Annotated in this window: 22 protein-coding genes; 2 read left to right on the top strand and 20 right to left on the bottom strand. The window is 46.0% G+C overall.

From position 1 onward, the window contains the following. Positions 1–234: 234 nt before the first annotated feature. The 7 genes from glpX to rpoE all read right to left on the bottom strand — a co-directional run bounded on the left by glpX (position 235) and on the right by rpoE (position 7,946). Positions 235–1,200, bottom strand: coding sequence for a class II fructose-bisphosphatase (gene glpX, locus HUS26_RS18775; RefSeq protein ID WP_173918559.1), 966 nt, complete (start codon positions 1,198–1,200; stop codon positions 235–237). Positions 1,201–1,682: 482 nt separating this feature from the next. Further along, positions 1,683–2,969, bottom strand: coding sequence for a UDP-N-acetylglucosamine 1-carboxyvinyltransferase (locus tag HUS26_RS18770; RefSeq protein ID WP_173918558.1), 1,287 nt, complete (start codon positions 2,967–2,969; stop codon positions 1,683–1,685). Between the two features lie 70 nt (positions 2,970–3,039). Next, on the bottom strand, positions 3,040–3,684 hold the full coding sequence (gene fsa / locus HUS26_RS18765; RefSeq protein ID WP_173918557.1) for a fructose-6-phosphate aldolase: 645 nt from the start codon (positions 3,682–3,684) through the stop codon (positions 3,040–3,042). 101 nt (positions 3,685–3,785) lie between these two features. After that, the gene (gene fba / locus HUS26_RS18760) at positions 3,786–4,649 is read right to left on the bottom strand and encodes a class II fructose-1,6-bisphosphate aldolase (RefSeq protein WP_173918556.1); all 864 of its coding nucleotides are present in this window, start codon (positions 4,647–4,649) and stop codon (positions 3,786–3,788) included. A 170-nt stretch (positions 4,650–4,819) separates the two neighbouring features. Continuing rightward, positions 4,820–5,188 (bottom strand): response regulator, encoded by a 369-nt coding sequence (locus tag HUS26_RS18755; RefSeq protein WP_173918555.1) that lies wholly within the window; start codon positions 5,186–5,188, stop codon positions 4,820–4,822. Positions 5,189–5,608: 420 nt separating this feature from the next. After that, complete coding sequence (locus HUS26_RS18750; RefSeq protein WP_173918554.1) at positions 5,609–7,210, bottom strand: CTP synthase; 1,602 nt, start codon at positions 7,208–7,210, stop codon at positions 5,609–5,611. A gap of 199 nt (positions 7,211–7,409) precedes the next feature. After that, on the bottom strand, positions 7,410–7,946 hold the full coding sequence (rpoE, locus tag HUS26_RS18745; protein WP_173918553.1) for a DNA-directed RNA polymerase subunit delta: 537 nt from the start codon (positions 7,944–7,946) through the stop codon (positions 7,410–7,412). A 175-nt stretch (positions 7,947–8,121) separates the two neighbouring features. Here rpoE and HUS26_RS18740 point away from each other — a divergent pair, with 175 nt between their 5' ends. Then, a complete protein-coding gene (locus HUS26_RS18740) occupies positions 8,122–8,442 on the top strand; it encodes a hypothetical protein (protein WP_173918552.1) in 321 nt (106 codons plus the stop codon). Positions 8,443–8,758: 316 nt separating this feature from the next. Here HUS26_RS18740 and icmF read toward each other — a convergent pair whose 3' ends face one another. From icmF to HUS26_RS18695, 9 genes are all read right to left on the bottom strand, one after another. Next, on the bottom strand, positions 8,759–12,007 hold the full coding sequence (gene icmF, locus HUS26_RS18735) for a fused isobutyryl-CoA mutase/GTPase IcmF (RefSeq protein WP_173918551.1): 3,249 nt from the start codon (positions 12,005–12,007) through the stop codon (positions 8,759–8,761). Between the two features lie 124 nt (positions 12,008–12,131). Beyond that, the gene (locus tag HUS26_RS18730; protein ID WP_173918550.1) at positions 12,132–12,761 is read right to left on the bottom strand and encodes a TetR/AcrR family transcriptional regulator; all 630 of its coding nucleotides are present in this window, start codon (positions 12,759–12,761) and stop codon (positions 12,132–12,134) included. Further along, on the bottom strand, positions 12,761–13,696 hold the full coding sequence (gene meaB / locus HUS26_RS18725; RefSeq protein ID WP_173918549.1) for a methylmalonyl Co-A mutase-associated GTPase MeaB: 936 nt from the start codon (positions 13,694–13,696) through the stop codon (positions 12,761–12,763). Before meaB ends, HUS26_RS18730 begins: the two co-directional genes overlap by 1 nt. An 18-nt stretch (positions 13,697–13,714) precedes the next feature. Next, the gene (locus HUS26_RS18720) at positions 13,715–14,854 is read right to left on the bottom strand and encodes an acyl-CoA dehydrogenase (RefSeq protein WP_173918548.1); all 1,140 of its coding nucleotides are present in this window, start codon (positions 14,852–14,854) and stop codon (positions 13,715–13,717) included. An 11-nt stretch (positions 14,855–14,865) separates the two neighbouring features. After that, on the bottom strand, positions 14,866–16,011 hold the full coding sequence (locus HUS26_RS18715; protein WP_173918547.1) for an acyl-CoA dehydrogenase: 1,146 nt from the start codon (positions 16,009–16,011) through the stop codon (positions 14,866–14,868). 20 nt (positions 16,012–16,031) lie between these two features. Next, positions 16,032–16,883, bottom strand: coding sequence for a 3-hydroxybutyryl-CoA dehydrogenase (locus tag HUS26_RS18710; protein WP_173918546.1), 852 nt, complete (start codon positions 16,881–16,883; stop codon positions 16,032–16,034). Further along, a complete protein-coding gene (locus HUS26_RS18705; protein WP_173918545.1) occupies positions 16,884–18,071 on the bottom strand; it encodes an acetyl-CoA C-acetyltransferase in 1,188 nt (395 codons plus the stop codon). It abuts the gene before it with no gap. A gap of 123 nt (positions 18,072–18,194) precedes the next feature. Continuing rightward, positions 18,195–18,395: a hypothetical protein gene (locus HUS26_RS18700; RefSeq protein WP_173918544.1), complete on the bottom strand. Its 201-nt coding sequence runs from the start codon at positions 18,393–18,395 to the stop codon at positions 18,195–18,197. 363 nt (positions 18,396–18,758) lie between these two features. Further along, complete coding sequence (locus tag HUS26_RS18695) at positions 18,759–20,897, bottom strand: (Fe-S)-binding protein (protein ID WP_173918543.1); 2,139 nt, start codon at positions 20,895–20,897, stop codon at positions 18,759–18,761. Positions 20,898–21,065: 168 nt separating this feature from the next. Here HUS26_RS18695 and cls point away from each other — a divergent pair, with 168 nt between their 5' ends. Next, on the top strand, positions 21,066–22,250 hold the full coding sequence (gene cls / locus HUS26_RS18690; RefSeq protein ID WP_173918542.1) for a cardiolipin synthase: 1,185 nt from the start codon (positions 21,066–21,068) through the stop codon (positions 22,248–22,250). On the opposite strand, the gene HUS26_RS18685 is transcribed toward cls, so the two are convergent. From HUS26_RS18685 to HUS26_RS18670, 4 genes are all read right to left on the bottom strand, one after another. Further along, a complete protein-coding gene (locus tag HUS26_RS18685; protein WP_173918541.1) occupies positions 22,247–22,426 on the bottom strand; it encodes a XapX domain-containing protein in 180 nt (59 codons plus the stop codon). The genes cls and HUS26_RS18685 overlap by 4 nt on opposite strands. Before the next feature lie 290 nt (positions 22,427–22,716). Next, positions 22,717–24,384 carry an arginine--tRNA ligase gene (gene argS / locus HUS26_RS18680; RefSeq protein ID WP_173918540.1) on the bottom strand — a complete coding sequence of 556 codons (1,668 nt, stop codon included), beginning with the start codon at positions 24,382–24,384 and terminating at the stop codon, positions 22,717–22,719. Then, on the bottom strand, positions 24,381–24,812 hold the full coding sequence (locus tag HUS26_RS18675) for a DUF1934 domain-containing protein (RefSeq protein WP_173918539.1): 432 nt from the start codon (positions 24,810–24,812) through the stop codon (positions 24,381–24,383). The genes argS and HUS26_RS18675 overlap by 4 nt, the downstream gene beginning before the upstream one ends. Before the next feature lie 66 nt (positions 24,813–24,878). Beyond that, a complete protein-coding gene (locus tag HUS26_RS18670) occupies positions 24,879–25,325 on the bottom strand; it encodes a hypothetical protein (RefSeq protein WP_173918538.1) in 447 nt (148 codons plus the stop codon). Positions 25,326–25,501: the final 176 nt, after the last annotated feature.

The raw sequence follows: 25,501 nt of genomic DNA, 5'->3' as shown, positions 1-25,501 counted from the left end.
CTATAGATTTTAAAATTTCGAACAAGCTTCCGTTCAGCAATGGGCAAAAATTGGACTGAAATGGTTGTGAAGATGATAAGGAAGGTTATCGAAGTTCATTGAAGAATCTTTTTCTATTGAAACAATATACATTTTACAACTTGTACGGTATAGGATTCAAGAAATTTATTAGGCAGGTAAGTAAACGGGGCAGCAACAAAGAAGAAAGAAAGCCAGTTTCCTGGCCTTCTTCTATTATTTTATTACTAGATTTGGTTTTTTCTTCAGACTGTGGTCTCCGTCGATGAAACGTACGGTACCTGACTTCGCTCTCATAACAAGAGTTTGAGTGGTCGCTTTTTGTCCTTTAAACTGTACCCCCTGAAGGAGTTCACCATCGGTTACGCCGGTAGCTGCGAAGATGGCGTCATCGCCGCCAACGAAGTCATCCATGTTAAGGACTTTATTGACATCCTCGATCCCCATCTTTTTACAGCGCTCCAACTCCTCATCGTTTGACGGTAAAAGTTTACCCTGGATCTCACCACCGAGGCATTTTAACGCCACAGCTGCGAGTACCCCTTCAGGAGCTCCGCCGGAACCGAATAAAATATCGACACCTGTATCATCGAATGCTGTATTAATAGCCGCTGCTACATCTCCATCAGGAATCAGCTTAATACGGGCGCCTGCCGCTCGGATTTCCTCAATGATTCCCTGATGGCGCTCACGGTCCAGGATAGTTGCTACGACATCCTCAACATCTTTTCCTTTCGCTTCAGCTACCGCTTTTAAGTTATCGGCAACTGATGCGTTGATATCGATTTTTCCGACAGATTCAGGACCAACCGCGATTTTATCCATATACATATCCGGTGCGTGTAACAGCTGCCCATGATCAGCAATTGCAATTACCGCCAAAGCGTTCCACGTTCCATTGGCTACAATGTTTGTACCTTCTAACGGATCGACAGCGACGTCTACACGAGGGCCATAGCCGTTTCCAAGCTTCTCCCCTATGTATAACATGGGGGCCTCGTCCATTTCGCCCTCCCCGATAACAACGGTGCCTTTCATCGGAATAGTGTCAAAAACGTCACGCATCGCTGAAGTTGCGGCGTCATCCGCTTCTTCTTTCTTTCCTCTTCCCATCCAGCGAGCTGACTTTAGTGCAGCTGCTTCTGTTACTCTCACTAATTCCATTGATAGACTTCTTTCCAAGGTACTTCTCCCCCATCGCAAAAAAGAATTTCCCCTCATCTCCCCATGGAAATGAATAAGTTTTTACAATAGTCATATTAGGTAATTAGAGGAGCTGTTAATCCCCGAAGGCTGTCAGTTTGGTCTCGATGTTAAGGTTACTTTTATTTTCGCGTCATAAGCAATCTACCTGCATCGGGAAAGATCACCCGATTTCGGCATCTCGCTTATGCGAATCGTGTCTATCAGGCCGTTTCCGCTTTTCTCTTGTCTAGCTGCAGCGCCTAGCTGCTCGAGGTCATAAGGCAATCGACTCTGTGGAGAAAATGCACTCCACGCCGCCGCTTGGCTTATGCTTGTCGCAGCTGACCAAGGCGCTTTTCTTTTGTCCAGCTTCGGCTCGCAGGCCCTAGCGTCATAAGCCTACCTGCATCGGGAAAGATCACCCGATTTCGGCATCTCGCTTATGCGTACAGGCCTGAACACTCGCCTACGCTTTTCTATTAAGAATTCTGGAATTGTTCGACTTCTTCTTCTGACATTTCTTCGTACCAGATTTTAGCTCCGAGTTCAATGAGTTTGTTGGTGATGTTCTCATAACCTCGTTCGATATGGTCGATTCCGGTGATTTCGGTAATGCCGTCGGCCATTAAGCCAGCGATGACTAAAGCGGCACCGGCTCTAAGGTCGGTGGCTTTCACTTTAGCTCCTTCGAGGTGTGATGGACCGGCTATGATCGCCGACCCGCCTTCGGTCTTAATCGATGCATTCATGCGTCTGAGTTCATCGATATGCTTAAAACGAGCGGGATAAACCGTGTCTGTGACAACGCCTGTCCCGGTTGCCTGGGTCAGCAGTGTAGTAAACGGCTGCTGAAGATCAGTTGGAAATCCTGGATAAACGAGTGTTTTGATATCGACACTCTTTATCTTTTCTCCTGGTTTCACGTAAAGCTGTTCTTCGTTTTCCTCAATGGTAACGCCCATTTCACGAAGCTTGGCTAAAAGGGATTCCAGGTGCTGCGGGATGACGTTATCAATAATCATGCCGTCTCCCTGCGCAGCGGCCATAATCGTATACGTTCCGGCTTCAATTCGGTCTGGAATGATCGTGTGCAGACAGCCTTTCAGCTCTTCCACACCTTCGATACGGATGACGTCTGTTCCGGCTCCTTTGATTTTAGCTCCCATGCTTGTCAGCAATGTGGCTACATCAATGATTTCGGGTTCTTTCGCGGCATTTTCAATCGTCGTTTTTCCTTTGGCTTTGACAGCAGCGAGCATAATATTGATCGTTGCTCCCACACTGACAACATCCAGGTAAATACGCGCTCCGCGAAGCTCTTTGGCACGCAGATAAAGAGCACCCTGTTCATTGCTTACTTCAGCACCTAAAGCTTCAAATCCTTTAATATGCTGATCGATCGGACGAGGACCTAAGTGACAGCCTCCAGGAAGGCCGATAACCGCCTTTTTAAAGCGGCCGAGCATGGCGCCCATAAAGTAATAGGAAGCACGCAGCTTTTTGACTCGTCCATTCGGAAGCGGCATAGAGATCATTTCTGATGGATCAATTTCGATCGTTTGTCCATCTTTATTGACTCTTCCGCCGATCTCTTCTAACAGCTCTGATAGAGTCTGAACGTCAGATATGTTAGGAAGTCCTTCAATAGTTACCGTAGAATTGGCCAAAATCGCAGCAGGTAATAAGGCAACAGCACTGTTTTTTGCGCCGCTTACGCGAACTTGTCCACGTAAACGGGGTCCGCCTTCAACTATTAATTTTCTCATGAGTAACTCCTCACTTTACAAGGTAAAGATTATGACCTTAGTGTATGCACTTTTTTCCAATTGACTCGTATTACTTTTGATTATTCCAGTCATTTAGAAATTTTTCAATACCCTGATCCGTGAGCGGGTGCTTCACGATTTGCTCAAATAGTTTAAATGGCACAGTCGCGATGTGAGCACCGTTTAATGCTGCTTCTGTAAGGTGCATTGGGTGGCGTACAGATGCTGCAATGATCTCCGTTTCAATGGCGTGGCGGTCAAAGATCTCCGCAATTTGAGCAATAAGTTCTATTCCGTTTTGGCCAATATCGTCCAATCTTCCTAAGAAAGGTGACACGTAGGTAGCTCCTGCGCGGGCGGCCATAAGCGCCTGATTGGCATTGAAAATCAAGGTAACATTCGTTGTTATATTTAAGTCGCTCAATGCTTTAACGGCTTTAAGACCTTCTAAAGTCATCGGCACTTTAATGGTAATATTCGGCGCGATTGCAGCCAGCTCTTTAGCTTCTTTCAGCATACCTTCTGCATCCAGAGAAATAACCTCGGCACTGACTGATCCTTCTGTTACTTCTGTAGTAATTTCTTTTAACCGATCGTGAAAAGAGACACCTTCTTTAGCAACTAGGCTTGGATTTGTTGTTACTCCATCAAGCAGTCCGAGGGCGTTTGCTTCTCTAATATCTGAAATATTGGCTGAATCAATGAAAAATTTCATTTTAAAAATCCTCTCCTTGGAAGTAATTGTCGAATGGTGGCGTTTTCATATATGTGGAAAAGGAAACCGCTACTTGGTAACGGCTTCCTTTCTTGAATCTTTTATGCTTTTTGAGAAGAACCAAATTCACGCATCTTGCCAATAACCGTTTCTTTAATAGCGTCGCGGCCAGGTCCAAGATATTTACGTGGATCGTATTGCTCAGGCTGATCAGCCAGTACCTGACGCACAGCTTTACCTTGAGCGATTTGGTTTTCTGTATTTACGTTAATTTTCGCTGTTCCGAAAGAAATAGCTTTCTTAATATCATGTGTAGGGATTCCTGTTCCACCGTGAAGAACCAGCGGCTTGTCTACAAGACCCATGATTTCTTCCATACGGTCGAATCCAAGGTTAGGCTCCCCTTTGTAAGGTCCGTGCACAGAACCAAGAGCTGGAGCGAATACGTCAACGTTTGTTTCATCAACTAGCTGCTTACATTCAGATGGAATCGCGTAAGCTGCTTCTGCATCATCAACGATAAGATCGTCTTCTTGTCCTCCTACACGGCCAAGTTCTGCTTCAACAGAAACTCCGTGGATGTGAGCAAGTTCAACAACTTTTTTCGTTACTGCAATGTTCTCTTCTAGTGGATCATGAGATGCATCAATCATAACAGAAGTAAATCCAGCGTGGATAGCTTCTGCACATTTTTGGAAGCTTGATCCGTGATCTAAGTGGATGGCAACTGGCACAGTTGTTCCATAAGATTCCATTAGAGATTTAACCATAGCAACTACAACGTTGAATCCGCCCATGTAGCGGCCAGCACCTTCTGATACTCCAAGGATTACCGGAGACTGTTCTTCTTCTGCAGCTTGAAGAATTGCTTGAGCGTACTCTAGGTTGTTAAGGTTAAACTGCCCAACTCCATAGCGTTCTTCCTTCGCTTTTTCTAGCATTTCTTTCATTGAAACTAACGGCATGAAAGATCCTCCTTTAAATGTATGAAACTTCTCTATTACTAACATATAGATGTCCAAATTATCCCAAATATATGTCTGTAAGCTCTTGTCACAGTTACTAGAATACCAAGACCGTTAGAAAGGTGCAACATCCACTTCCAATAGATAACGCTTACATTGTAAAAAACTTTTTATTTTTTTGCTGTCATTGTTTTTGAGACTAATTCACGCAGCTCATGAATGTCGAATGGCTTGGAAACAACTTCCTTAACAAAAGAAAATTGGATATTCTCAGCAATGGATTTAGGAGATAAACCTGTCATTACGAGGACGGGCTGATGAAGGTCTTTCCCTTCTAAAAACTGTAAGACTTCGCTTCCATTCATTAAGGGTAGTCTATAATCCATTAAGATTAAATCCGGCTGATGTTCGACAGCTGCTTCGCATGCTTCTTTTCCTGTTTTTGCTGTGATAATTTCATATCCGTCCGCTTTGAGTAATTCTTCAAGCAACAGTCTGATACCTGGTTGATCGTCTACTACTAATAGTTTGTTTCCCATCAGTTCTTTTCACTACCTTTCCATAACATGTATCCCCTATACCTATTAAGTCTTTTGGTCTATCATTTCTACATGTATATCCAGTTATCCTGCTTTAAATTAAAATTAATATAGTTAATAAAGTGATAATTGTACATAAATCCTGTTTATATTTAAAAATTCGAATAGCATTTTTTGTCCAAAAGAGTAACTTCCTGTAAAGCGATGACGGACCATGCAGCGCTTTATCTTCTCTTAACTCGTGAGAAACGCTGAAATTATGTATAAACATGCAAAACCCGAACTTATTAAAAAAAGCTGTCCATAAATTTACAATCCACCCATGGTTTTCAAGTCAACCGAAAAGCGGGTATATTCCCCTTTCTATTAACTTCAAAAAAATGCCCCAAATACCGATCTGGCATTTGAGGCACTTGGCTTTTATTTCTCCTGCATAACCGCTCCAATAAATCCGTTGAAAAGTTCCTGCGGACGTGTTGGGCGTGATTTGAATTCCGGGTGGAACTGGCTTGCTACAAACCAAGGATGATCCTTGACTTCGATAATCTCAACAAGGCGTCCGTCCGGGCTTGTCCCTGAGAACACAAATCCTTTTTCTTCCATTTGTTCACGGTAGTGATTGTTAAACTCAAAACGGTGGCGGTGACGTTCGTATACGACTTCCTCTCCGTAAGTTTCCATCGCTTTTGTGCCTGGCTTCAAGCGGGATGGGTAAATTCCAAGACGAAGCGTCCCCCCAAGATCAGATACCTCTTTTTGCTCAGGAAGCAGATCAATAATTGGGTGCGGCGTGGATGGATCGATTTCTGCTGAGTGAGCTCCTTTAAGTCCAAGCTCATGGCGGGCAAATTCAACCGTTGCCAGCTGCATGCCTAAGCAGATTCCAAGGAAAGGCACTTTACTTTCTCTTGCGTAACGGATCGCTTCAATTTTCCCTTCAATTCCGCGGTCGCCAAATCCGCCGGGAACAAGAATTCCATCAACATCCTGAAGCTGGGCTTCCACGTTCTCGCGAGTAACCTCTTCAGAGTTGACCCACTTAATTTCAATGTCGGCGTCATAGCTGTAGCCTGCGTGTTTCAGAGCTTCAACGACAGAAATATAAGCATCCGGCAGCTCGACATATTTACCGACTAACCCGATTGTTGCTTTTTCTTTTAAGTTTTTAACTTGTTGCACAAGCTGATACCATTCGTCCATTTCCGCCGGTTTGGTTTCAAGGCCGAAGTGCTGGCAAGTCAGCTCGTCAAGCTTCTGCTCCTGAAGGGTAAGCGGCACATCATATAATGTATCAGCATCTCCTGCTTCAATAACCGCTTGTTTATTGATGTCACAGAACAGAGCTATTTTTTCTTTCATATCTTCAGAAATCTTCATTTCTGTACGCAATACGATCACATCAGGCTGAATACCAAGAGAGCGTAATTCTTTTACACTGTGCTGGGTCGGTTTTGTTTTCATTTCGCCTGCCGCTTTTAAGTAAGGAACAAGCGTACAGTGAAGGTACATGACGTGTTCACGGCCGATATCACTCTTAATCTGGCGGATTGCTTCTAGGAATGGCAGTGATTCGATATCCCCTACCGTACCTCCGATTTCAGTGATGACGACATCTGCATTCGTTTCATGGCCGGCACGGAAGACACGGTCCTTGATTTCATTCGTAATATGAGGAATAACCTGAACCGTTCCTCCAAGATAATCGCCGCGGCGTTCCTTTTTAATAACATTTGAATATACTTTTCCTGTTGTGATGTTGCTGAACTTATTTAAGTTGATATCAATGAAACGCTCATAGTGGCCAAGGTCGAGGTCTGTTTCCGCTCCATCATCTGTAACGAAAACTTCCCCGTGCTGGTATGGACTCATCGTACCCGGGTCCACGTTGATGTACGGGTCAAATTTTTGAATCGTAACCTTTAATCCTCGGTTTTTCAGCAGTCGTCCTAAAGAAGCTGCCGTAATCCCTTTCCCTAAGGACGATACTACACCACCTGTGACGAAAATATACTTTGTTGCCATGGTTTATCCCTCTTTCTATCCATTAATTATACAATCTCTATAAAGGAGAAAATTTATGTGTCATCTTCCTAAAAAAATTATAAATTAGGTTCATGCACCAAAAACAAAAAACGCCCCCCAGTACAGGGGAGCGTTAAACGTTCAACTAAATTAAAGAGCCCAAATAAAATAATACTCATTTGGTTATTGAAAGTCAACCTTAGGATTCATCTTCCTCGTCTTCGTCACCAATGAAGCTTACTTCGTCACTGTTCGTCAACTCGTCTTCGTCTTCTTCATAATCCTCGTCGAACTCATCCGTAACGTCTTCCTCTTCATCAAGCTCAAGATCTTCATCTGTCAGATCAAGATCGTCATCGAGGTCTTCTTCAATCTCATCGTCGAAGCCTTCAACACCAAGCTCGTCTTCCAAAAGGTTCGCCACTTTTTTCTTCTTCTTCTTACGCTTCTGCGGCAGTGTAGCTATTTCTTCTTCCATTTGTTCCACAGGATACCAGGTTTTCAGTCCCCATCGGTTTGTCCCGATCGTCATGAAACCGCCGTCCACATTTAAATCTGTATAGAATTGGGCAATATTGGTTTCTTTTTGTGCAGCTGTAAATCCTTTTAAAGAAGCAATACGCTCAAAGATTTCGTTAAAATCCATCGCTTCTCTCTCCTCTTCCAGGATGGCGACAGCTAATTCAATCATTGAAGTTTCTTCAATTTGTTCTCGGCTCATTTCCTTAATAGTCACGACCTAAGCACTCCTTTATCCATCCGCAACCAAAGGGCATACGAATGACATATAATCATAACCCTCATTATATGGTTAGCCTTAGCAAAAATCAATCCCGAGGCGATCTTATTTGGTCGTTTAGTGATTTTATCGTAAAATAAGAGAAGCAAATCGTGAAAAAGGAGAGAAACTAATGTTAAAATCACACCCTATTAATTTGATCGGTACCATTATTCTCCTCCTTGTTGTTGGGGTATGGCTGATTGTAAATTTCGGATACATTGAAGAGCATCACCTAGAGGATGCGATCGTTGAAGCTAAGTCTAAGGATGAAGACGGGCATTATATAACGGTAAATAATGAAAAACTGCTCGTTAAAGATAAGACTCTCTGGATGGTTATCAAAGAGGGTGAACCCTACGAAGTTATTTATGAATCCTACGGTCTGCAACCTGCCTATGTGGTAGAGATCGACCAGGCAAATGACGATGAATCGTTAGGCGGCGGTCATTAAAGGTTATTGTTGATACCTGCTCGCTTTTACGCGGACTACCGGCCGATCCTCTTCGTTCGCTGGCTCTCTGCGGGGTCTTTAGCAGGCCGTTTTTTAAGCAGGAGTCTCCCCAAATAGGAGAACCTAAAAGAACCCCCCTCTCGAAGAAAATTCTCCGAGGAGGGTTCTTTTTTACGTCCCTTATTTTCGCAGCGAGTTTAAAGATGTGCTCGTATTACGTGCTCCACATGTCGCCGGCTCTGCTCCCCCAGCTCATAACTTAGATGAAAGAGAGTCTTCGCTCCCGGAGCAAAGTATACGATATAAGCTGTAAACTTTACATATTGCGTCGGTATTGGCCTCCGACTTTGTAAAGTGCATTGGTGATCTGACCGAGGCTGGCTACTTTTACGGTCTCCATTAATTCAGCAAAAATGTTTCCTCCACTGGCGGCTGTGTGCTGCAGTCGCTGAAGTGCGGTTTCTGTTTCGTTCTCATGCTGCTTCTGGAAGCTGCGCAGCTCTTTAATCTGGTGTTCTTTCTCTTCTTTAGAAGCACGTGCTAACTCCATAGAGTCAATCTCTTCTTCAGAAGGCGGATTAGGGTTCAGGTACGTATTTACACCGATAATCGGCAGTTCGCCTGAATGCTTTTTCCCTTCATAATAAAGCGATTCTTCCTGAATCTTGCCGCGCTGATACTGGCGCTCCATAGCTCCAAGCACACCGCCGCGATCGTTGATTCTCTCAAACTCCTGCAGTACGGCTTCTTCGACAAGATCTGTCAGCTCGCGAATAATGTAGGATCCTTGCAGGGAGTTTTCATTCTTTGTCAATCCGAATTCTTTGCTGATGATCATTTGAATGGCCATCGCTCGGCGAACAGACTCCTGTGTTGGTGTCGTGATCGCTTCATCATAAGAGTTCGTATGCAGCGAGTTACAGTTGTCCTGGATCGCAATTAAAGCCTGAAGGGTAGTCCGGATGTCGTTAAAATCAATCTCCTGTGCGTGCAGAGAGCGGCCGGACGTTTGAATGTGGTACTTCAGCTTCTGGCTGCGCTCATTTGCTCCGTATTTATTTTTCATTACAATCGCCCAGATTCTTCTCGCTACTCTCCCAAGCACGGTATATTCCGGATCTAAACCGTTGGAGAAGAAGAACGACAGGTTCGGTGCGAACTTATTGATATCCATGCCGCGGCTTAAATAGTATTCAACATACGTAAAGCCGTTCGCCAGCGTAAACGCAAGCTGAGTAATCGGGTTTGCGCCAGCTTCGGCTATATGGTAGCCGGAAATCGATACAGAGTAATAGTTGCGTACCTCATGGTCAATGAAGTACTGCTGAATATCGCCCATCATCCGCAATGCAAATTCTGTGGAGAAAATACACGTGTTCTGGCCCTGATCTTCTTTTAAAATGTCAGCCTGAACCGTACCGCGGACGACTCGAATCGTTTCTTCTTTAATATTAGCCGCTTCCTCTTCATTCGGTTCACGGCCGTTTTCTTCTTTAAACTTCTCCATCTGCTGATCGATCGCTGTATTGAAGTACATGGCTAAAATAATCGGTGCCGGCCCGTTAATCGTCATTGAAACCGATGTGGACGGATCGATCAGGTCAAAGCCATCGTACAACTTTTTCATATCTTCGAGTGTACAAATGTTAACGCCGCTCTCCCCGACTTTCCCGTAAATATCAGGACGCTCATCAGGATCTTCCCCGTAAAGTGTTACGGAATCAAACGCCGTACTTAAGCGCTTCGCTTCGTCTCCTTCAGATAAATAGTGGAATCGGCGGTTCGTACGCTCAGGTGTACCTTCACCGGCAAACTGGCGCTTTGGATCTTCACCTTTACGCTTAAATGGAAATACTCCAGTAGTAAACGGAAACGCACCCGGCACATTTTCTTTTAACAGCCATGTCAGTCTGTCACCCCAATCGCTGTAATTTGGAAGTGCAACTTTAGGAATCTTCAAGCCTGATAAGCTTTCAGTTGTAATGTCCATCGTGATTTCTTTATCACGTACTTTAAATGTGTACGTATCCCCGCTGTAGCGCTCATGCAGAGCGTCCCAGTCATTAAGCAGATCTGTTGAATGACGATCGAGCTTTTCTTCATGCTCTTCAATAGAGGAAAGAAGCGCTGGTTTTGTCTGATCATCCTCAAGAAGTTGAGCAGCTCCTTTTAACTGATAAAGCCTGCGTGCCTGCTCTGCCTGTTCCTCTGCATGCTCATGGTAATCCCGCACGGCTTTTGAAATATCGCGCAGGTACTGCTGGCGTTCATTAGGAATAATCACATTCTGTTTCTCAACTTTTTCTACTCTCTCAAGCTGCGTATCTTCCTGCCAGCTGTAATCTTCATTCAATTTATCGACAATTCCAGCAAACAGTGTGTTTGTCCCTGGGTCGTTAAACTGGCTGGCAATCGTTCCGTAGACCGGATACTTGGAACTGTCTGAGTGAAATAGCATGTGGCTGCGCTCATACTGCTTTTTCACCTGATTAAGAGCATCCTCAGTGCCTTTTTGTTCGAATTTATTAATGACGATAAAATCAGCGAAATCGATCATGTCGATTTTCTCAAGCTGTGAAGGCGCCCCGAATTCTGCGGTCATGACATACATCGAAAGATCCGTCACGTCGGTAATCGCCGCATCCCCCTGGCCGATCCCACTCGTTTCCACGATGATTAAATCCATCCCGCCGGCTTTCATCACTTGAATCGCTTCTTCGACTGCGGTGGACAGTTCAGAACGAGCGTCTCTCGTGGCCAGTGACCTCATATATACACGCGGGCTAAAAATCGCGTTCATCCGAATCCGGTCGCCAAGCAGCGCGCCGCCGGTTTTCTTTTTCGTCGGATCGACAGATAAAATCCCGATCTTTTTCTCAGGAATTTCATTAACGAAACGGCGGATCAGCTCATCAGTAAGCGAGCTCTTACCTGCTCCCCCTGTTCCTGTGATACCGAGGACGGGAATTTTCTTTTCCGTTACTTTCTCAATTGCTGTTTCAAAAGTTGCGACAGCTTCGCGTTCCTGCTTTGGCGTATTCTCGACATACGTAATAAACCGCGCCATCGCCTGCGGATCACCGCTGACTAAATCAGAAACCGCACTTTCTATATCATGAATCGGCGGAATAAAGTCACACTCTTCGACCATCTGATTGATCATACCCTGCAGGCCTTGAGAACGGCCATCTTCTGGAGAGAAAATTCGAGCCACACCGTATTCGTGAAGCTCTTTAATTTCTCTTGGGATGATTACACCTCCGCCTCCGCCGTACACACGGATATGACCTGCGCCTTTTTCACGAAGCAGGTCGACCATATATTTGAAATATTCGACATGTCCCCCTTGATAGGAACTAATCGCAATTCCCTGGACATCTTCCTGAATCGCCGCATTGACGACTTCTTCGACTGACCGATTGTGGCCTAAGTGGATGACTTCTGCTCCTGTCGCCTGCAAAATCCGGCGCATGATGTTGATTGAAGCATCGTGGCCGTCAAACAAGCTTGAGGCTGTGACAAATCGTACTGGACGCTTCGCCTGATAGACCTTTGGCTGTTCCATAAAAGCTCCCCCTTTTTTAGGTTGGCTCTGTTAAACGATGATGTTGGCTTTAGAGACTCCTCATCTTGTGGAGCCGCTAAAAAGCGAGCGGATTGCCTTAAACCAACATCTCTAAACAGAGCAGTTAAGTTAATTCACTTTCCGTAATGTTCAATCCCTGCAGCAGCATTTGAATCTGCTGCTCGGTATAGGACTCCAGCGTAAACGTTCTCTGGAGAATCCAGCGCCTGAACCCCCACATCTGGCCCTGGACAAAAATATTATTCGCCACAAGCGTAACTGCTTCTTTGGAAATCTCAAACGGCAGGCTGTTTTGAATCACTTTTTCGAGCATGGCGACCATCTCGCGCTCCTTCTGCAGCACATAATCCTTCGCATCTTTCGGCAGCGATTTGACTTCCTGATACATGACGAGTACTTCCCCCTGCATGTCATCCATGAGGTAAAAATAAGCCCTGACCGCTTCTATTAAGTTGGCGACACTTGTTTCATTCTGGTCAATTGAAGCTTCCATTCTCTCTTTTACGCGCTCATATATCGAATCACAAACAAGAAACAAGACATCTTCTTTCGTGCGGATGTACTCATAAAGCGTCCCGATGCTAAACCCCGAAGCTTTCGCAATTTCCCGCGTTGTCGTTTTGTGGAATCCCTTTTCAGTAAAAAGAGTGACAGCTCCTTTGATCATCTGTTGCCGCCGCTTTAATACGAGTGCTTCATCTTTAATTGAAGAGTGGACTTGTTTTTTTGCCATTATCTTTCACCCTTCCATTCTTGGTACCAGGAGCGGGCCAGCTCATATGGATCGGCGGCCGGGTCTTCTAGTTCTTTGAGTTTCCCGGCCTCTTGTTCTATTTTGCTTCTTACGTCGCGCCAGATCTCTTCACGAATCAGTTCATAAACCTCAAGCTGCAGCTGCAGCTGCCGCTGTTTTTCCCCCTGGTCTGTTTCATAAAGGTAGGCATAGTGATCACACATGCCCTGCCACAGTTCTTCCATTCCTTTGTTCTCTGTTGAAATGGTTTTGACGATCAGCGGATGCCATCCTTTCGGCTGAGCGATCATCATATACTCTTCAAGCGTCGCTTTCAGCTTAACGACCCCTGGAAGATCCGCTTTATTGATCACGAATAAATCAGCAATTTCCATAATTCCGGCTTTAAAAATCTGCAGCACATCCCCACTGTTTGGAGTCAGGACGAGGCCTGTTGTATCGACGACTTTCATAATATCAAGCTCCGACTGTCCGACGCCGACGGTTTCTACTAAAACGACGTCGAAGCCGTAAGCATCACAGACCCGGATCGCATCTTTTGTTGCCCGTGCTAAGCCGCCGAGACTTCCGCGAGTCGCCATGCTGCGGATGAAGATCCCGGGATCGAGAAAATGCTGATTCATCCGCGTCCGATCACCGAGCAGTGAACCGCCGCTAAACGGGCTGGTGGGATCGACAGCGATGACAGCGACCGTCAAGTCCTGGGCCCGCAAATGAGTGAGCAGCCGATTAATGAGTGAACTTTTCCCTGCACCAGGCGAGCCGGTAATCCCGATGTGGTGCGCTTTTTTCTGTACGGAAAAAATGTCGCTCATCAGCTTCAGTTTGTCTTCATGGTCATTTTCAATCAGTGTGATGGCACGAGCGAGGGCCCGCATGTCTTGTTGTTGAATTCTCTCAGCTAACGAATGCATGGTCGGGCCTCCTCTCTTTTATTTCGTAACCATCCGGCCAATCACGAGACGCTGGATTTCATTCGTACCTTCATAAATCTGGGTGATTTTCGCATCGCGCATATAGCGTTCAACAGGATAATCCTTCGTATAGCCATACCCTCCGTGGACCTGTACCGCTTCAACTGTAATCCGCATCGCCGCATCGCCGGCAAACAGCTTCGCCATCGCAGAAGCTTTCGCGTACGGCTTGCCTTCAGACTCTAAGTAAGCGGCCTGATAAGTAAGCAGGCGGGCTGCTTCGATTTCAGTAGCCATATCGGCAAGCTTAAAGGAAACGCCCTGGTGCTGAGCAATCGGCTTGCCGAACTGCTCACGTTCTTTCGCGTAATTGACAGATTCATCAAGAGCTCCCTGAGCAATTCCAAGCGCCTGGGCAGCGATACCGTTACGTCCGCCGTCTAATGTCATCATTGCAATTTTAAAGCCCTGCCCTTCCTCGCCTAACAGGTTTTCTTTCGGAATACGGCAGTCTTCGAAAATCAGCTCAGTTGTTGGGGAAGAGCGGATGCCGAGCTTTTTCTCTTTCTTCCCAAACGTAAATCCTTTCATTCCTTTTTCAACGATAAAAGCACTTACTCCGCGGCTGCCTGCATCAGGATCAGTTTTAGCAAACACGACATAAATATCACCGACACCGCCGTTTGTGATCCATACTTTGCTGCCGTTCAATACATAGTGGTCGCCGTCAAGCTTCGCCTGTGTACGCATGGATGATACGTCACTGCCGGCACCCGGCTCAGATAACGCGTAAGCTCCCAGTTTTTCGCCAGTGGCGAGCTGTGTGAGGAACGTTTTCTTCTGCTCTTCTGAACCAAACTTATAGATCGGCCAGCTTGCCAGCGAAATATGAGCGGACAGCGTAACGCCTGTTGAGGCACAGACACGGGACAGCTCCTCAACAGCAATCACGTAGCTGACAAAATCAGAGCCGATGCCGCCATACTCCTCAGGCCACGGAATACCCGTTAAGCCAAGCTCCGCCATTTTGTCGAAGATCTCCCGGTCAAACCGCTCTTCTTCATCACGCTCAGCCGCTGTTGGCTCCACTTCATTTTTGGCAAAATCCCGCACCATTTTTCTGAGCATTACTTGTTCTTCGCTTAGTGTAAAATCCATTTTGTATCCTCCTAGTCTTTCGTTAAGTGATTGCTGATGACGATGCGCTGTATTTCACTCGTTCCTTCGTAAATCTGGCAGACTTTCGCATCTCTGAAAAGCCGTTCGACCGCGTAATCCTCGGTATATCCATATCCCCCGTGAACCTGAACCGCTTCGATTGAAGCATCCATCGCGGCCTGAGAAGCAAACAGCTTGGCTATTGAGGCTTCTTTACCGCATGGCTTTCCGGCCCCCTGTAAGGAAGCCGCCTGATAGACCAATAGTTTTGCAGCCTCCACATTTGTTGCCATATCTGCGAGTTTAAAAGAAATGCCCTGATGCTGGGCAATTGGACGGCCGAACTGTTCACGCTCTTTCGCATAAGCGACCGCGTGCTCTAAGGCAGCCTCAGCAATTCCGAGTGACTGTGCCGCAATTCCGATTCTTCCTGTGTTTAAGTTGGAAAGGGCAATTTTAAACCCTTCCCCTTCTGGTCCAAGCAGCTGAGAAGCTGGCACCTTACACTGGTCAAAGCTTAAAGACACTGTGCTTGAACCATGCATTCCCATCTTCTTTTCCGCTTTTCCAATCGTAAACCCTGGAGTATCCCTCTCAATGATAAAAGCGCTTACACCTTTGGCGCGTTTTTCTTCACGGTTGGTACGAGCAAAAACTATAAATGTATCTGCCGCTCCGCCGTTTGTGATAAAGATCTTTTCACCGTTTAAAAAGTAGTGATCGCCCTGTTTTTCAGCGCGTGTTTTTAAGCTTCCTGCATCGGACCCGGCACTTGGCTCTGTTAAGGCAAAGGCTCCTAAGTATTCTCCAGAAGCAAGCTTCGGAATATATTTCTGCTTCTGCTCCTCTGTTCCGAAATAAAGAATCGGGTTGGTGCCGACTGATGTGTGGACCGAAAGTATAACGCCGAGTGTTGCGCTAACCTTTGAGATTTCATGAATCGCCATCACATAAGACGTATAGTCCATCTCTGAGCCGCCGTACTGTTCAGGAATCGGAATTCCCATCAGTCCAAGCTCCCCCATCCTTCTCACTAGCTCGACCGGAAAGCGGTCTTCCTTCCCCATTTCCCCAACCGCCGGTGCGACTTCTTTTTCTGCAAAGTCTCTAACCATTTTCTGAAGCATTCGCTGTTCATCCGTAAACTCCAGGTTCATCGTGCTTCTCTCCCTCACCTTTATTCATAGCTGTAGAATCCGCGGCCGGACTTCTTACCAAGCCATCCCGCTTTTACGTATTGTCTCAACAAGGGACAAGGTCGATATTTGCTGTCGCCAAATCCTTCGTGAAGAACTTCCATAATATATAGACATGTATCAAGGCCAATGAAATCAGCTAACGTCAGCGGTCCCATCGGATGATTCATTCCGAGCTTCATGACCGTATCGACGTCTTCTACGGAAGAAACACCTTCATAGACGGTGTAAATCGCTTCGTTGATCATAGGCATCAGAATTCTGTTTGAAACGAACCCCGGAAAATCATTTACCTCAACAGGCGTTTTGTTCAGCCTTTTCGCTGTATCCTCAATCGCCTGATACGTTTCATCACTCGTCTGTATCGCGCGGATGATTTCCACCAGCTTCATGACCGGGACCGGGTTCATGAAGTGCATGCCAATCACTTGAGACGGACGATTTGTGACAGCCGCAATTTCTGTAATCGGAAGCGATGAAGTATTGGACGCGAGGATCGCATGTAACGGTGCAACTTCATCAAGCGTCTGAAAAACTTTCGTCTTTATGTCCATGTTTTCAACAACGGCTTCAATGATAAGGTCACAGTCTGATGCATCCTTAAGGTCAGTCGTGCCGCTTAGATTCTGAACGGTTTGCTGCTGTTTTGCTTCAGTCATTTTCCCTTTCTCCACCGCACGGCTGAGACGTTTTTGGATTCCTTCTAATCCTTTTTCTAAAGCCTCTTCTTTTAAATCATTCAGCTTCACTTGAAGTCCGGCCTGGGCAAACACTTGAGCGATTCCTGCTCCCATCTGCCCGGCACCGATGACCATTACTTTTTCAATTGCCATTTATGCACGACCTCCTGCGACTTCAATCAGCACGGCATCTCCCTGGCCGCCTCCTGAACAGATCGCTGCAATTCCAAGACCCCCACCGCGGCGTTTCAATTCATGGGCAAGTGTTAAAATAACCCGCGCTCCGCTTGCTCCAATCGGGTGGCCTAAAGCGACTGCCCCGCCGTTTACGTTAACTTTTTCCGGATCAAGACCGGCGATCTTTCCGCTTGCAAGAGATACTGCAGCAAATGCTTCGTTCACTTCATATAAGTCGATATCATCTGCCGTCTTTCCTGCTTTTTCTAGAAGTTTATTAATCACAAGACCAGGAGTTTTTGGAAAATCATGCGCTTCAACCGCTATTTCTTCGTGAGCAAGAATTACAGCCAGCGGCTCCACTCCAGCTTCTGCCGCTTTCTCATCGGACATTAATACCATTGCCGCCGCTCCGTCATTGACTCCAGGCGCGTTACCGGCAGTAATCGTTCCTTGCGGGTCAAATACAGGGCGCAGTTTAGCCAGCGCTTCAACGCTCGTATCTTTACGTGGTGCCTCATCAACGCTGATCACTTTCGGATCGCCTTTTCGCTGGGGTACTTCAACAGGAACGATCTCTTCAGCTAATTTATCAGCAGAGGCTGCTGCACGCTGGTGGCTTCGGTACGCCCACTCATCCTGCGCTTCACGCGTCAGCTCCAAGTCTTCTGCTGTCCGGTTTCCGTAGTTCCCCATGTGGACACCTTCAAAAGAACACGTCAATCCGTCGTGCACCATCATATCTTTCACCGGAGAATCTCCCATGCGCAGACCCCAGCGTGCCTTTGGCATAAAGTATGGCGCATTGCTCATGCTTTCCATACCGCCGGCTACGATGATGTCTTCTTCACCAAGTCGGATAAACTGATCGCCCATCGTCACACTGCGCATTCCTGACGCACACACTTTATTAACCGTTTCTGTTTTCACTTCCCAAGGGATATTCGCTTCTCTTGCCGCCTGGCGGGATGGCAGCTGTCCTTGTCCGCCTTGCAGGACAGTCCCCATGATGACTTCATCAACATTCTCGGGGCTTACGTTCGCACGTTTCAACGCTTCTTTAATCGCGATCCCTCCGAGCTGGGCTGCGGTTAATGGCGCTAACCCTCCTCCGAATTTTCCAAAAGGTGTTCTGGCTCCTGAAACGATTACTGTTTTGCGCATAAGTATTGTTCCTCCTCTTTATTTTCTGCTTCTGTGATTAATTGCAGGTGGAAGCTGCTCGCTTTCTAGCTGCCATAAGTCAATTGCTTGCGGGAAGAAAAACCACTCCCCTCCCCGCTTGGCTTATGCTTGTCGCAGCTGAACAAGGCATCTCCGCTTTTCTTGGTGTCCAGCTTCGATGCCTAGCTGCTCGAGGTCATAAGTCAATCGCTTGCGGGAAGAAAAACCACTTCCCTCCACCGCTTGGCTTATGCTTGTCGCAGCTGAACAAGGCATCTCCGCTTTTCTTGGTGTCCAGTTGCAGCGGTCAGACACTCGCGTCATAAGCAATCTACCTTCATCGGTAAAAAAACAACCGATTGCGGCATCTTGCTTATGCGTTTCGTGTCTACCAGGCCGCCTCCGCTTTTCTTGGTAAACGCTTTCAAAAATTATGGTGATTGAACGCTCGCTCAATCTTCTCTCATAAGGAAAGTGTACAAAAAATTCTGTACACTTTCCACTGGTATTTTACTATTAAAGTGGATTTTTGCAGATTCACCGCCAAATTTATGATTTTGCGGCAAACTCTTTAAAAATCGCGGCCAAATTAAGATTTTCGCGGCGATTCTGCTAAAATCGCGGCGAAACCGAAATAATCGCGGGTAAATCAGCATTTTATTTATCGCGTCCGGCTCAAAAAAATCCTTAAGCCGAAGTCTTCTCTTCTTCTTTTTCAGCAAAAATTGATTTCGCTAAAATTTCTGCAATATCCATGGTGCTCACTTTTTCTTCAACTTCTTTCGCTTTCGTTCCATCGGACAGCATCGTCAGGCAGAATGGGCAGCCGCTTGAAATCATTGTCGGCTCGACTTCTAGAGCCTGCTCGGTACGTGCGACGTTTACGCGGTTTCCTGACTTTTCTTCCATCCACATCATGCCGCCACCGGCTCCACAGCACATGCCGTTTGAGCGGTTTCGCTTCATCTCAACGACTTTGACGCCTGGAATCATTTCAAGAACATCGCGAGGCGGCTGATACACTTCGTTATAGCGGCCGAGGTAACAGCTGTCATGATACGTGATCGTTTCATTGACTTCAGCTTCCGGCTTCAGTTTGCCTTCTTTCAGCCACTGGGCAAGCATTTCAGTATGGTGGTACACCTCTGCCTCAAATCCAAGGTCAGGATATTCGTTTTTAAAAATGTTGTAGGCGTGAGGGTCGATCGTAATAATTTTCTTCACATCGTGCTTATTGAATTCCTTAATGTTCTTTTCCGCAAGCTCCTGGAAAAGGAATTCGTTCCCCATCCGGCGGGCGGTGTCTCCAGAGTTCTGCTCTTTGTTTCCTAAGATCGCAAACTTAATTCCCGCTGCGTTCATCAGCTTGGCAAAAGCCATCGCAATTTTCTGGCTGCGGTTGTCATAAGAACCCATTGAGCTGACCCAGAAAAGATATTCAAATTCTTCGCCGGATTTCTTCAGTTCTTTAACTGTCGGGATGTTCACATCTTCTTCCGCATCTCTCCAGTTTTCACGATCCTTCTTAGAAAGACCCCAAGGATTTCCCTGGCGCTCGATATTCATAATCGCACGCTGGCCGTCTTGATCCATTTTTCCTTCTGTTAATACGAGATAGCGGCGCAGGTCGATAATTTTGTCCACGTGTTCATTCATAACCGGGCAGGCGTCTTCACAGTTACGGCACGTTGTACATGCCCACAGTTCTTCTTCTGTGATGACATCGCCAATTAGATTCTTGTGCTGGACTTCATCCAAAGCTGCGGCTGCTTCCCCAGCGCCTTGAGCGCGCGTCATTTGAGCTAGTGTATTTCCTTGTGTTTCTGAAAAAGCATACGCTGGAACCCACGGTGCTTGACCCGTAACAGCAGCTCCTTTTTCCGTCAGGTGATCTCTCAATTTAATAATGAGATCCATCGGAGAGAGCATTTTTCCAGATCCTGAGGCCGGGCAGACATTCGTACATCGTCCACATTCTACACAGGCATAAAAATCGATCATCTGCAGCTGGTTGAAGTCTTCAATTTTTCCAACACCGAAGGAAACATCTTCTTCATCAGCATCTTCATCGATTTCAAAATCGATCTTTTTCAGCTTACCAGGCGGGTCCTGGCGGCTTAAGAATGTGTTTACTGGTGCAGCGATTAAGTGTGCGTGTTTCGACTGCGGTACGTAAACCAGGAATGTTAAAAGAATTAACAGGTGAATCCACCACATAATAAAGAATACGGTCGCGGCCGCTACAGGCGGCACCCAACCGAAAGCGCTTGCAAAAGTGGACGCAATCGGCTCTGTCCAAGTCCCTTCATGACCGTGCCAGATCATGCTCATGCCGTTACCGATAAGAACGGATGCCATCAGTCCGCCGATGAATAATAGAACTAAACCGGATTTAAACCCTCTTTTTAAGCGGACAAGTTTTTCAATATAGCGTCTGTGAAATGCCCACACAACAGCCACGATAATCATGAATGTCACTAACTCCTGAAAAAACGTAAATCCAGGATAAAATGGACCAAGCGGCAGGTGCGAATCAGGAGCGAGTCCCTTCCAAATAAAGTCAATGGCTCCAAACTGCACGAGAATAAACCCATAGAAAAACATAACGTGAATAATACCAGACTTCTTGTCCTTCAAAAGCTTCTTCTGGCCAAACACATTGACCCATACTCGTTTGAGGCGATCCTTGATTTCGCCGTCAAACTCAAATTTGCGTCCCATTTTGATGTAAGCTATTCGAGTACGCACGACACGTACGAATAAGTATAAACCGTAAATGGTGACCGCAAGGAATAAAATCCAATTGGCGATTAACAACGGACTCATCTGTTCTCCCCCTCTGATGTTCATTATCGAACTAATTTTCTGAATACTATAGCTTAATAATAAGTTATGAATGAGCATTCAGTCAACTGATTTCCGAAATTTTTCATGTACACAAAGTGCTTTTATTGGGAACACTACCCATAACAGCTCAACAAGGAGGCCCAGCCTGTGATTCTTTCTTTTATCCTCATCGCCCTTATAGTTATCATCTTACTATTATTTCTAGATTTTAAGATGGGCAGAAAAGACCATTTAGCAAGACAGCGCGCTTTTTGCTTTGAAAAAACACCAGGTGATTACCTATTTTATATAAATGGCGCCCCTTTCTTTGAAGCGCTCATGCAGGATATTCAGGATGCAAAGGAATATGTAGATATCCTCTTTTTTATCGTTTCAGCCGATGAAACCGGCTATCATTTTTTGGACCTGTTGAAAAAGAAAGCACGGGAAGGTGTTCGCGTGCGTCTGCTCGTCGATCGAATCGGCAGTATGAAAATCAATAAAAAAATACGCCGGGAACTTCAGGTAGCCGGCGTTCAGTTTAAGTTTGCAGAAGTCCCCCGCTTCCCTTATTTCTTTTATAAAGTAAACCGGCGCAACCACCGGAAAATCACCATTATTGATCACAAAATCGCCTACATTGGCAGCTACAATATCGGGAATGTGTATTTAGGCGGCAACGCAGACTTCTATGACTGGCGAGACTATCATTTCCGCATGGTGGGTCCTGTTGTGGCCAACCTTCAGAAAGTATTTTCCGACGATTGGGGAGAAACTGCTTCAAATGAAGAGATTCCCTCCTGTTGGGAAAACGCTAAACACGAAATAAAAGTTACCGCGACAGATGGCAATCAGCTTGAGCGGCACCTGCTTGACATCATTGGGCTGGCGAAAAAAGAACTCCTAATCGGCAGTCCTTATTTTGTACCGACAAAAAAAGTAATGGACGCCTTAAAGGCAGCCATTGACCGAGGGGTTCATCTGCATATCATGATCCCGTTCAAACCTGACCATCCGCTCGTCCGGGAAGCCGGACTGCCCTTTTTATATAAACTTTACCGCCTCGGCGCCACCGTCAGCTTATTTGATGCCGGCTTTTACCACGCGAAAATCATTGTTGTCGACCGAGCCTTTGCCGATGTCGGTACTGCCAACTTCGATCAGCGCAGCATGTTTTTAAACAAAGAAGTCAACGTATATTTCTATGACAAGCCATTTATTGAAGAACTAAGCGCAGCATTTATGATTGATGCTGCAGATTCTCTTACGATGGATGAAAAATGGATTAGGAAAAAGGCTTTTACAATCCGGCTCAAAGAGCAGATCGCCAAACCCTTCCTCCCGCTTTTTTAACGGATGACCGACGAAATCATCGGCCCTACCCATAAGAAGAACCTAAAACCTAAATATACTCCAACGATCCCGGCCACCCCTGCGAGCGCAGGCGGGGCTGGGATCGGTAATTTAATCGCAGCAAATAGAAAACCAACTATAAAGCCTGCCAGTAAAGCTAATATTACTTCTTTCATGACCTATACCTCCTTCTAAACTTACTATACCCATTCCCTCAGTTTCTTTTAACTTTCACATTTGTTTCTTATAAAGTGAGGGGAAATCGACTCGCTTTTTCGCGGACGAGAACGCCCGAGTCTCCTCGCAAAAACCGCGCTCCAGGTTATCGGATCGCCCGTTTTTCCACAGTAGTCTCGCCAATTCCTCTCTCACTGCTGATTAACTGAAACTATTCCAGAAGATTTCCAACAGTAAAAAAAAGCCGTCCCAACGATTATATGTTGAGACGGCTTTATTTCATTCTGTTTTACATTTGTTCCGGCGCGGAAACCCCAATTAATAACAGAGCATTCTGCAATGTCGTACGGACGGCTTTCATCAGTGCAATCCGTGCAGACGTCCGTTCTGGATGATCGGCCTCCAGTACTTTTTCTGCGTTGTAGAAGCTGTGCAGATTTGATGCAAGATCAAACGCATACTGCGTCACGCGGTGAGGCGTGCGCTTCTCAGCTGCATCAGCCACTACTTGCGGGAACTCTCCTAAGCGCTTCAGGAGATCTTCTTCTTTTTCTGAAGTGAGGTGGCTTCCGTCAAACTCACCGGCAGCCAGTCCTTTTTCAATAGCCTGACTAAGCATTGTACATATACGGGCGTGAGCATACTGCACGTAGTACACTGGGTTTTCATTTGATTCAGAACGAGCCAGGTCCATATCAAAATCAAGATGAGAATCACAGGAACGCATGGAGAAGAAATAACGCATCGCGTCGATTCCGACCTCTTCCATCAGTTCACGAAGCGTGACAGCTTTACCAGTACGCTTACTCATTTTCACCTTTTCCCCGTCCTGGAACAAGTTCACCATCTGGATGATTTCAACTTCAAGTGTATCTTCATTGTAGCCAAGCGCCTGAATCGCCGCTTTCATCCGAGGAATATAGCCGTGGTGATCTGCTCCCCAGATGTTGATCAGTGTATCAAACCCGCGGTCCAGCTTGTTCTTATGGTAAGCGATATCGGGCGTCAAATACGTGTACGTACCATCATTCTTAATCAGCACGCGGTCTTTGTCATCTCCGAATTTCGTCGTTTCAAACCATGTCGCATCATCTTTTTCGTACACATAGTTTTTCTCTTCAAGAACTTTGAGCGCATCTTTGATTTGGTCACCTTTATAAAGAGAAGTTTCAGAGAACCACTCATCAAACGGAACACGGAATTCTTCCAGGTCATACTTAATGCGGTCAAGCAAAAATTTCAAACCGTAAGCAAGGAAAAATTCAATACGTTCCTCTTCCGGAGTGTCGGCCCACTTGTCTCCATCCTCATCAACGAGCTTTTGTCCAAGGTCAATAATGTCCTGTCCCTGGTAACCGTCTTCCGGCATGTTCCAGTCTTTGCCAAGCGCCTGCATATAGCGTGCCTGAACGGAAAGCGCCAGATTGTTCATCTGGTTTCCAGCATCATTGATATAATACTCACGAGACACGTTGTATCCAGCCGCGTCCAGCACGTTACACAAGGAATCACCAACCGCTGCTCCCCGCGCGTGGCCTAAGTGAAGCGTACCAGTCGGGTTGGCTGACACAAACTCAACCTGGATTTTATGGCCTTGTCCGGTATCGGTACGGCCATAATTTTCTCCTGCTTCAAGAATCGCAGGCACGAGATCCGTTAAGTATTGGTTGTTCATTTTAAAATTAATAAAACCAGGACCAGCGATTTCGATTTTTTCAATCGATGCCTTCGAGCGGTCAAACGCCTCAATAAGCTCAGCAGCAATCTGACGCGGATTTTTCTTCGCTACACGAGCCAGCTGCATCGCCATATTTGTTGCATAGTCTCCGTGCGCTTTATCCTTTGGCTGCTCCAGCACAACATCCGGCATCTCTTCATCTGTCGCCAAGCCGGCCTGTTTCACGGCCCGGACGATTTCACCTTTTAGCTTCTGTTCCGTCTGCTCGACAATATTCATTCGCTTTCCTCCTCAAAAAGTAACGTCAACCGATGACGCTGTGTCACCTCATGGTTCAGCGTCATTTGATAACTAATAAACAGCCGTCCCCGATTCGCTTCATTCAGTGATCGGTACTCAATCTGGTCTGTGAACGTCCGCATATGAAAATCACCATACGTATGGTGGTATAAATTCTCAGTCTCCAGCTGTTTTTGAAACACCTGGCGCATGTCAACTCCGCCCGTCCGTTTAATACTCACGTGACCCGGCTTCACCGTCACCATCGTCTGGATCGGCTCGCCCTCATCTGGATGCTCCGTAAATTTAAGAACCTCCGTATCCCCGCGCGAGAAATACTGCCCGGACTCAGACATCGTCATCTCTTCTTTGCGATCCGCCTCGCGAATTTCCGTCACGAGCTTTACCCGTATATCTTTACCACTCATTTCATCACACCTCACGTACATCCTTAACCTTTACATTATAAGAACTCATCTACAAAAACTCAAGGTTTATTCTAATAAGCTTGACGCATATTGATGAACCGCGTCCAATTCTGTCAAATAAGCCGGCAGCGAAATGGCCAAATATGCAATGATCACAGCCGCACTTAAGCCCACAAACCATTTATAAGGAAGAACCTCTTTAAATGGGCGATACTCCTTAAATACAGAAAACAAAATCAGCGGGAAAAACAGTGCTAAGACGAGCAGATCCTGCTTCCAGTGGGAATGCACATTACTTACAGCGACCTGAAACAGCAAAGCATCCGCCATGTTCTCAGTGAAATCAACGGTCGTCTGCTCAGATCCTGTCAGTCCCTGCTTAATCGTCATTTCCGGATGGTTCAGTTCATAGCTGTAGCCGGAAGGATTCCAGCTGTAGTTAAACGTTAATACGAGCAGTATAGCCATAATGATGGCATAACCTGCCGTAAACGCGATAATTTTTTTATTCATATAGAAAGCGACTCCTTTAATTCTGTTTGATCGTGTCGTGGAACGGCGGGGGCACTCACTGGCAAGTTTTTCTAAAATACACGCCATTCAACCGGTATCTCCATCGATTTCAAATTTGCACGCCGCAGCCATAAAAAGAATCCGCTGCATTTTTTCAACAACGGATTCATTCTATC

This window comes from Halobacillus sp. Marseille-Q1614 (genome assembly GCF_902809865.1).
Taxonomy (GTDB): domain Bacteria; phylum Bacillota; class Bacilli; order Bacillales; family Halobacillaceae; genus Halobacillus_A.
The sequence above is the reverse complement of the archived record's forward strand: the minus strand, read 5'-3'. Positions and strand labels throughout refer to the sequence as shown.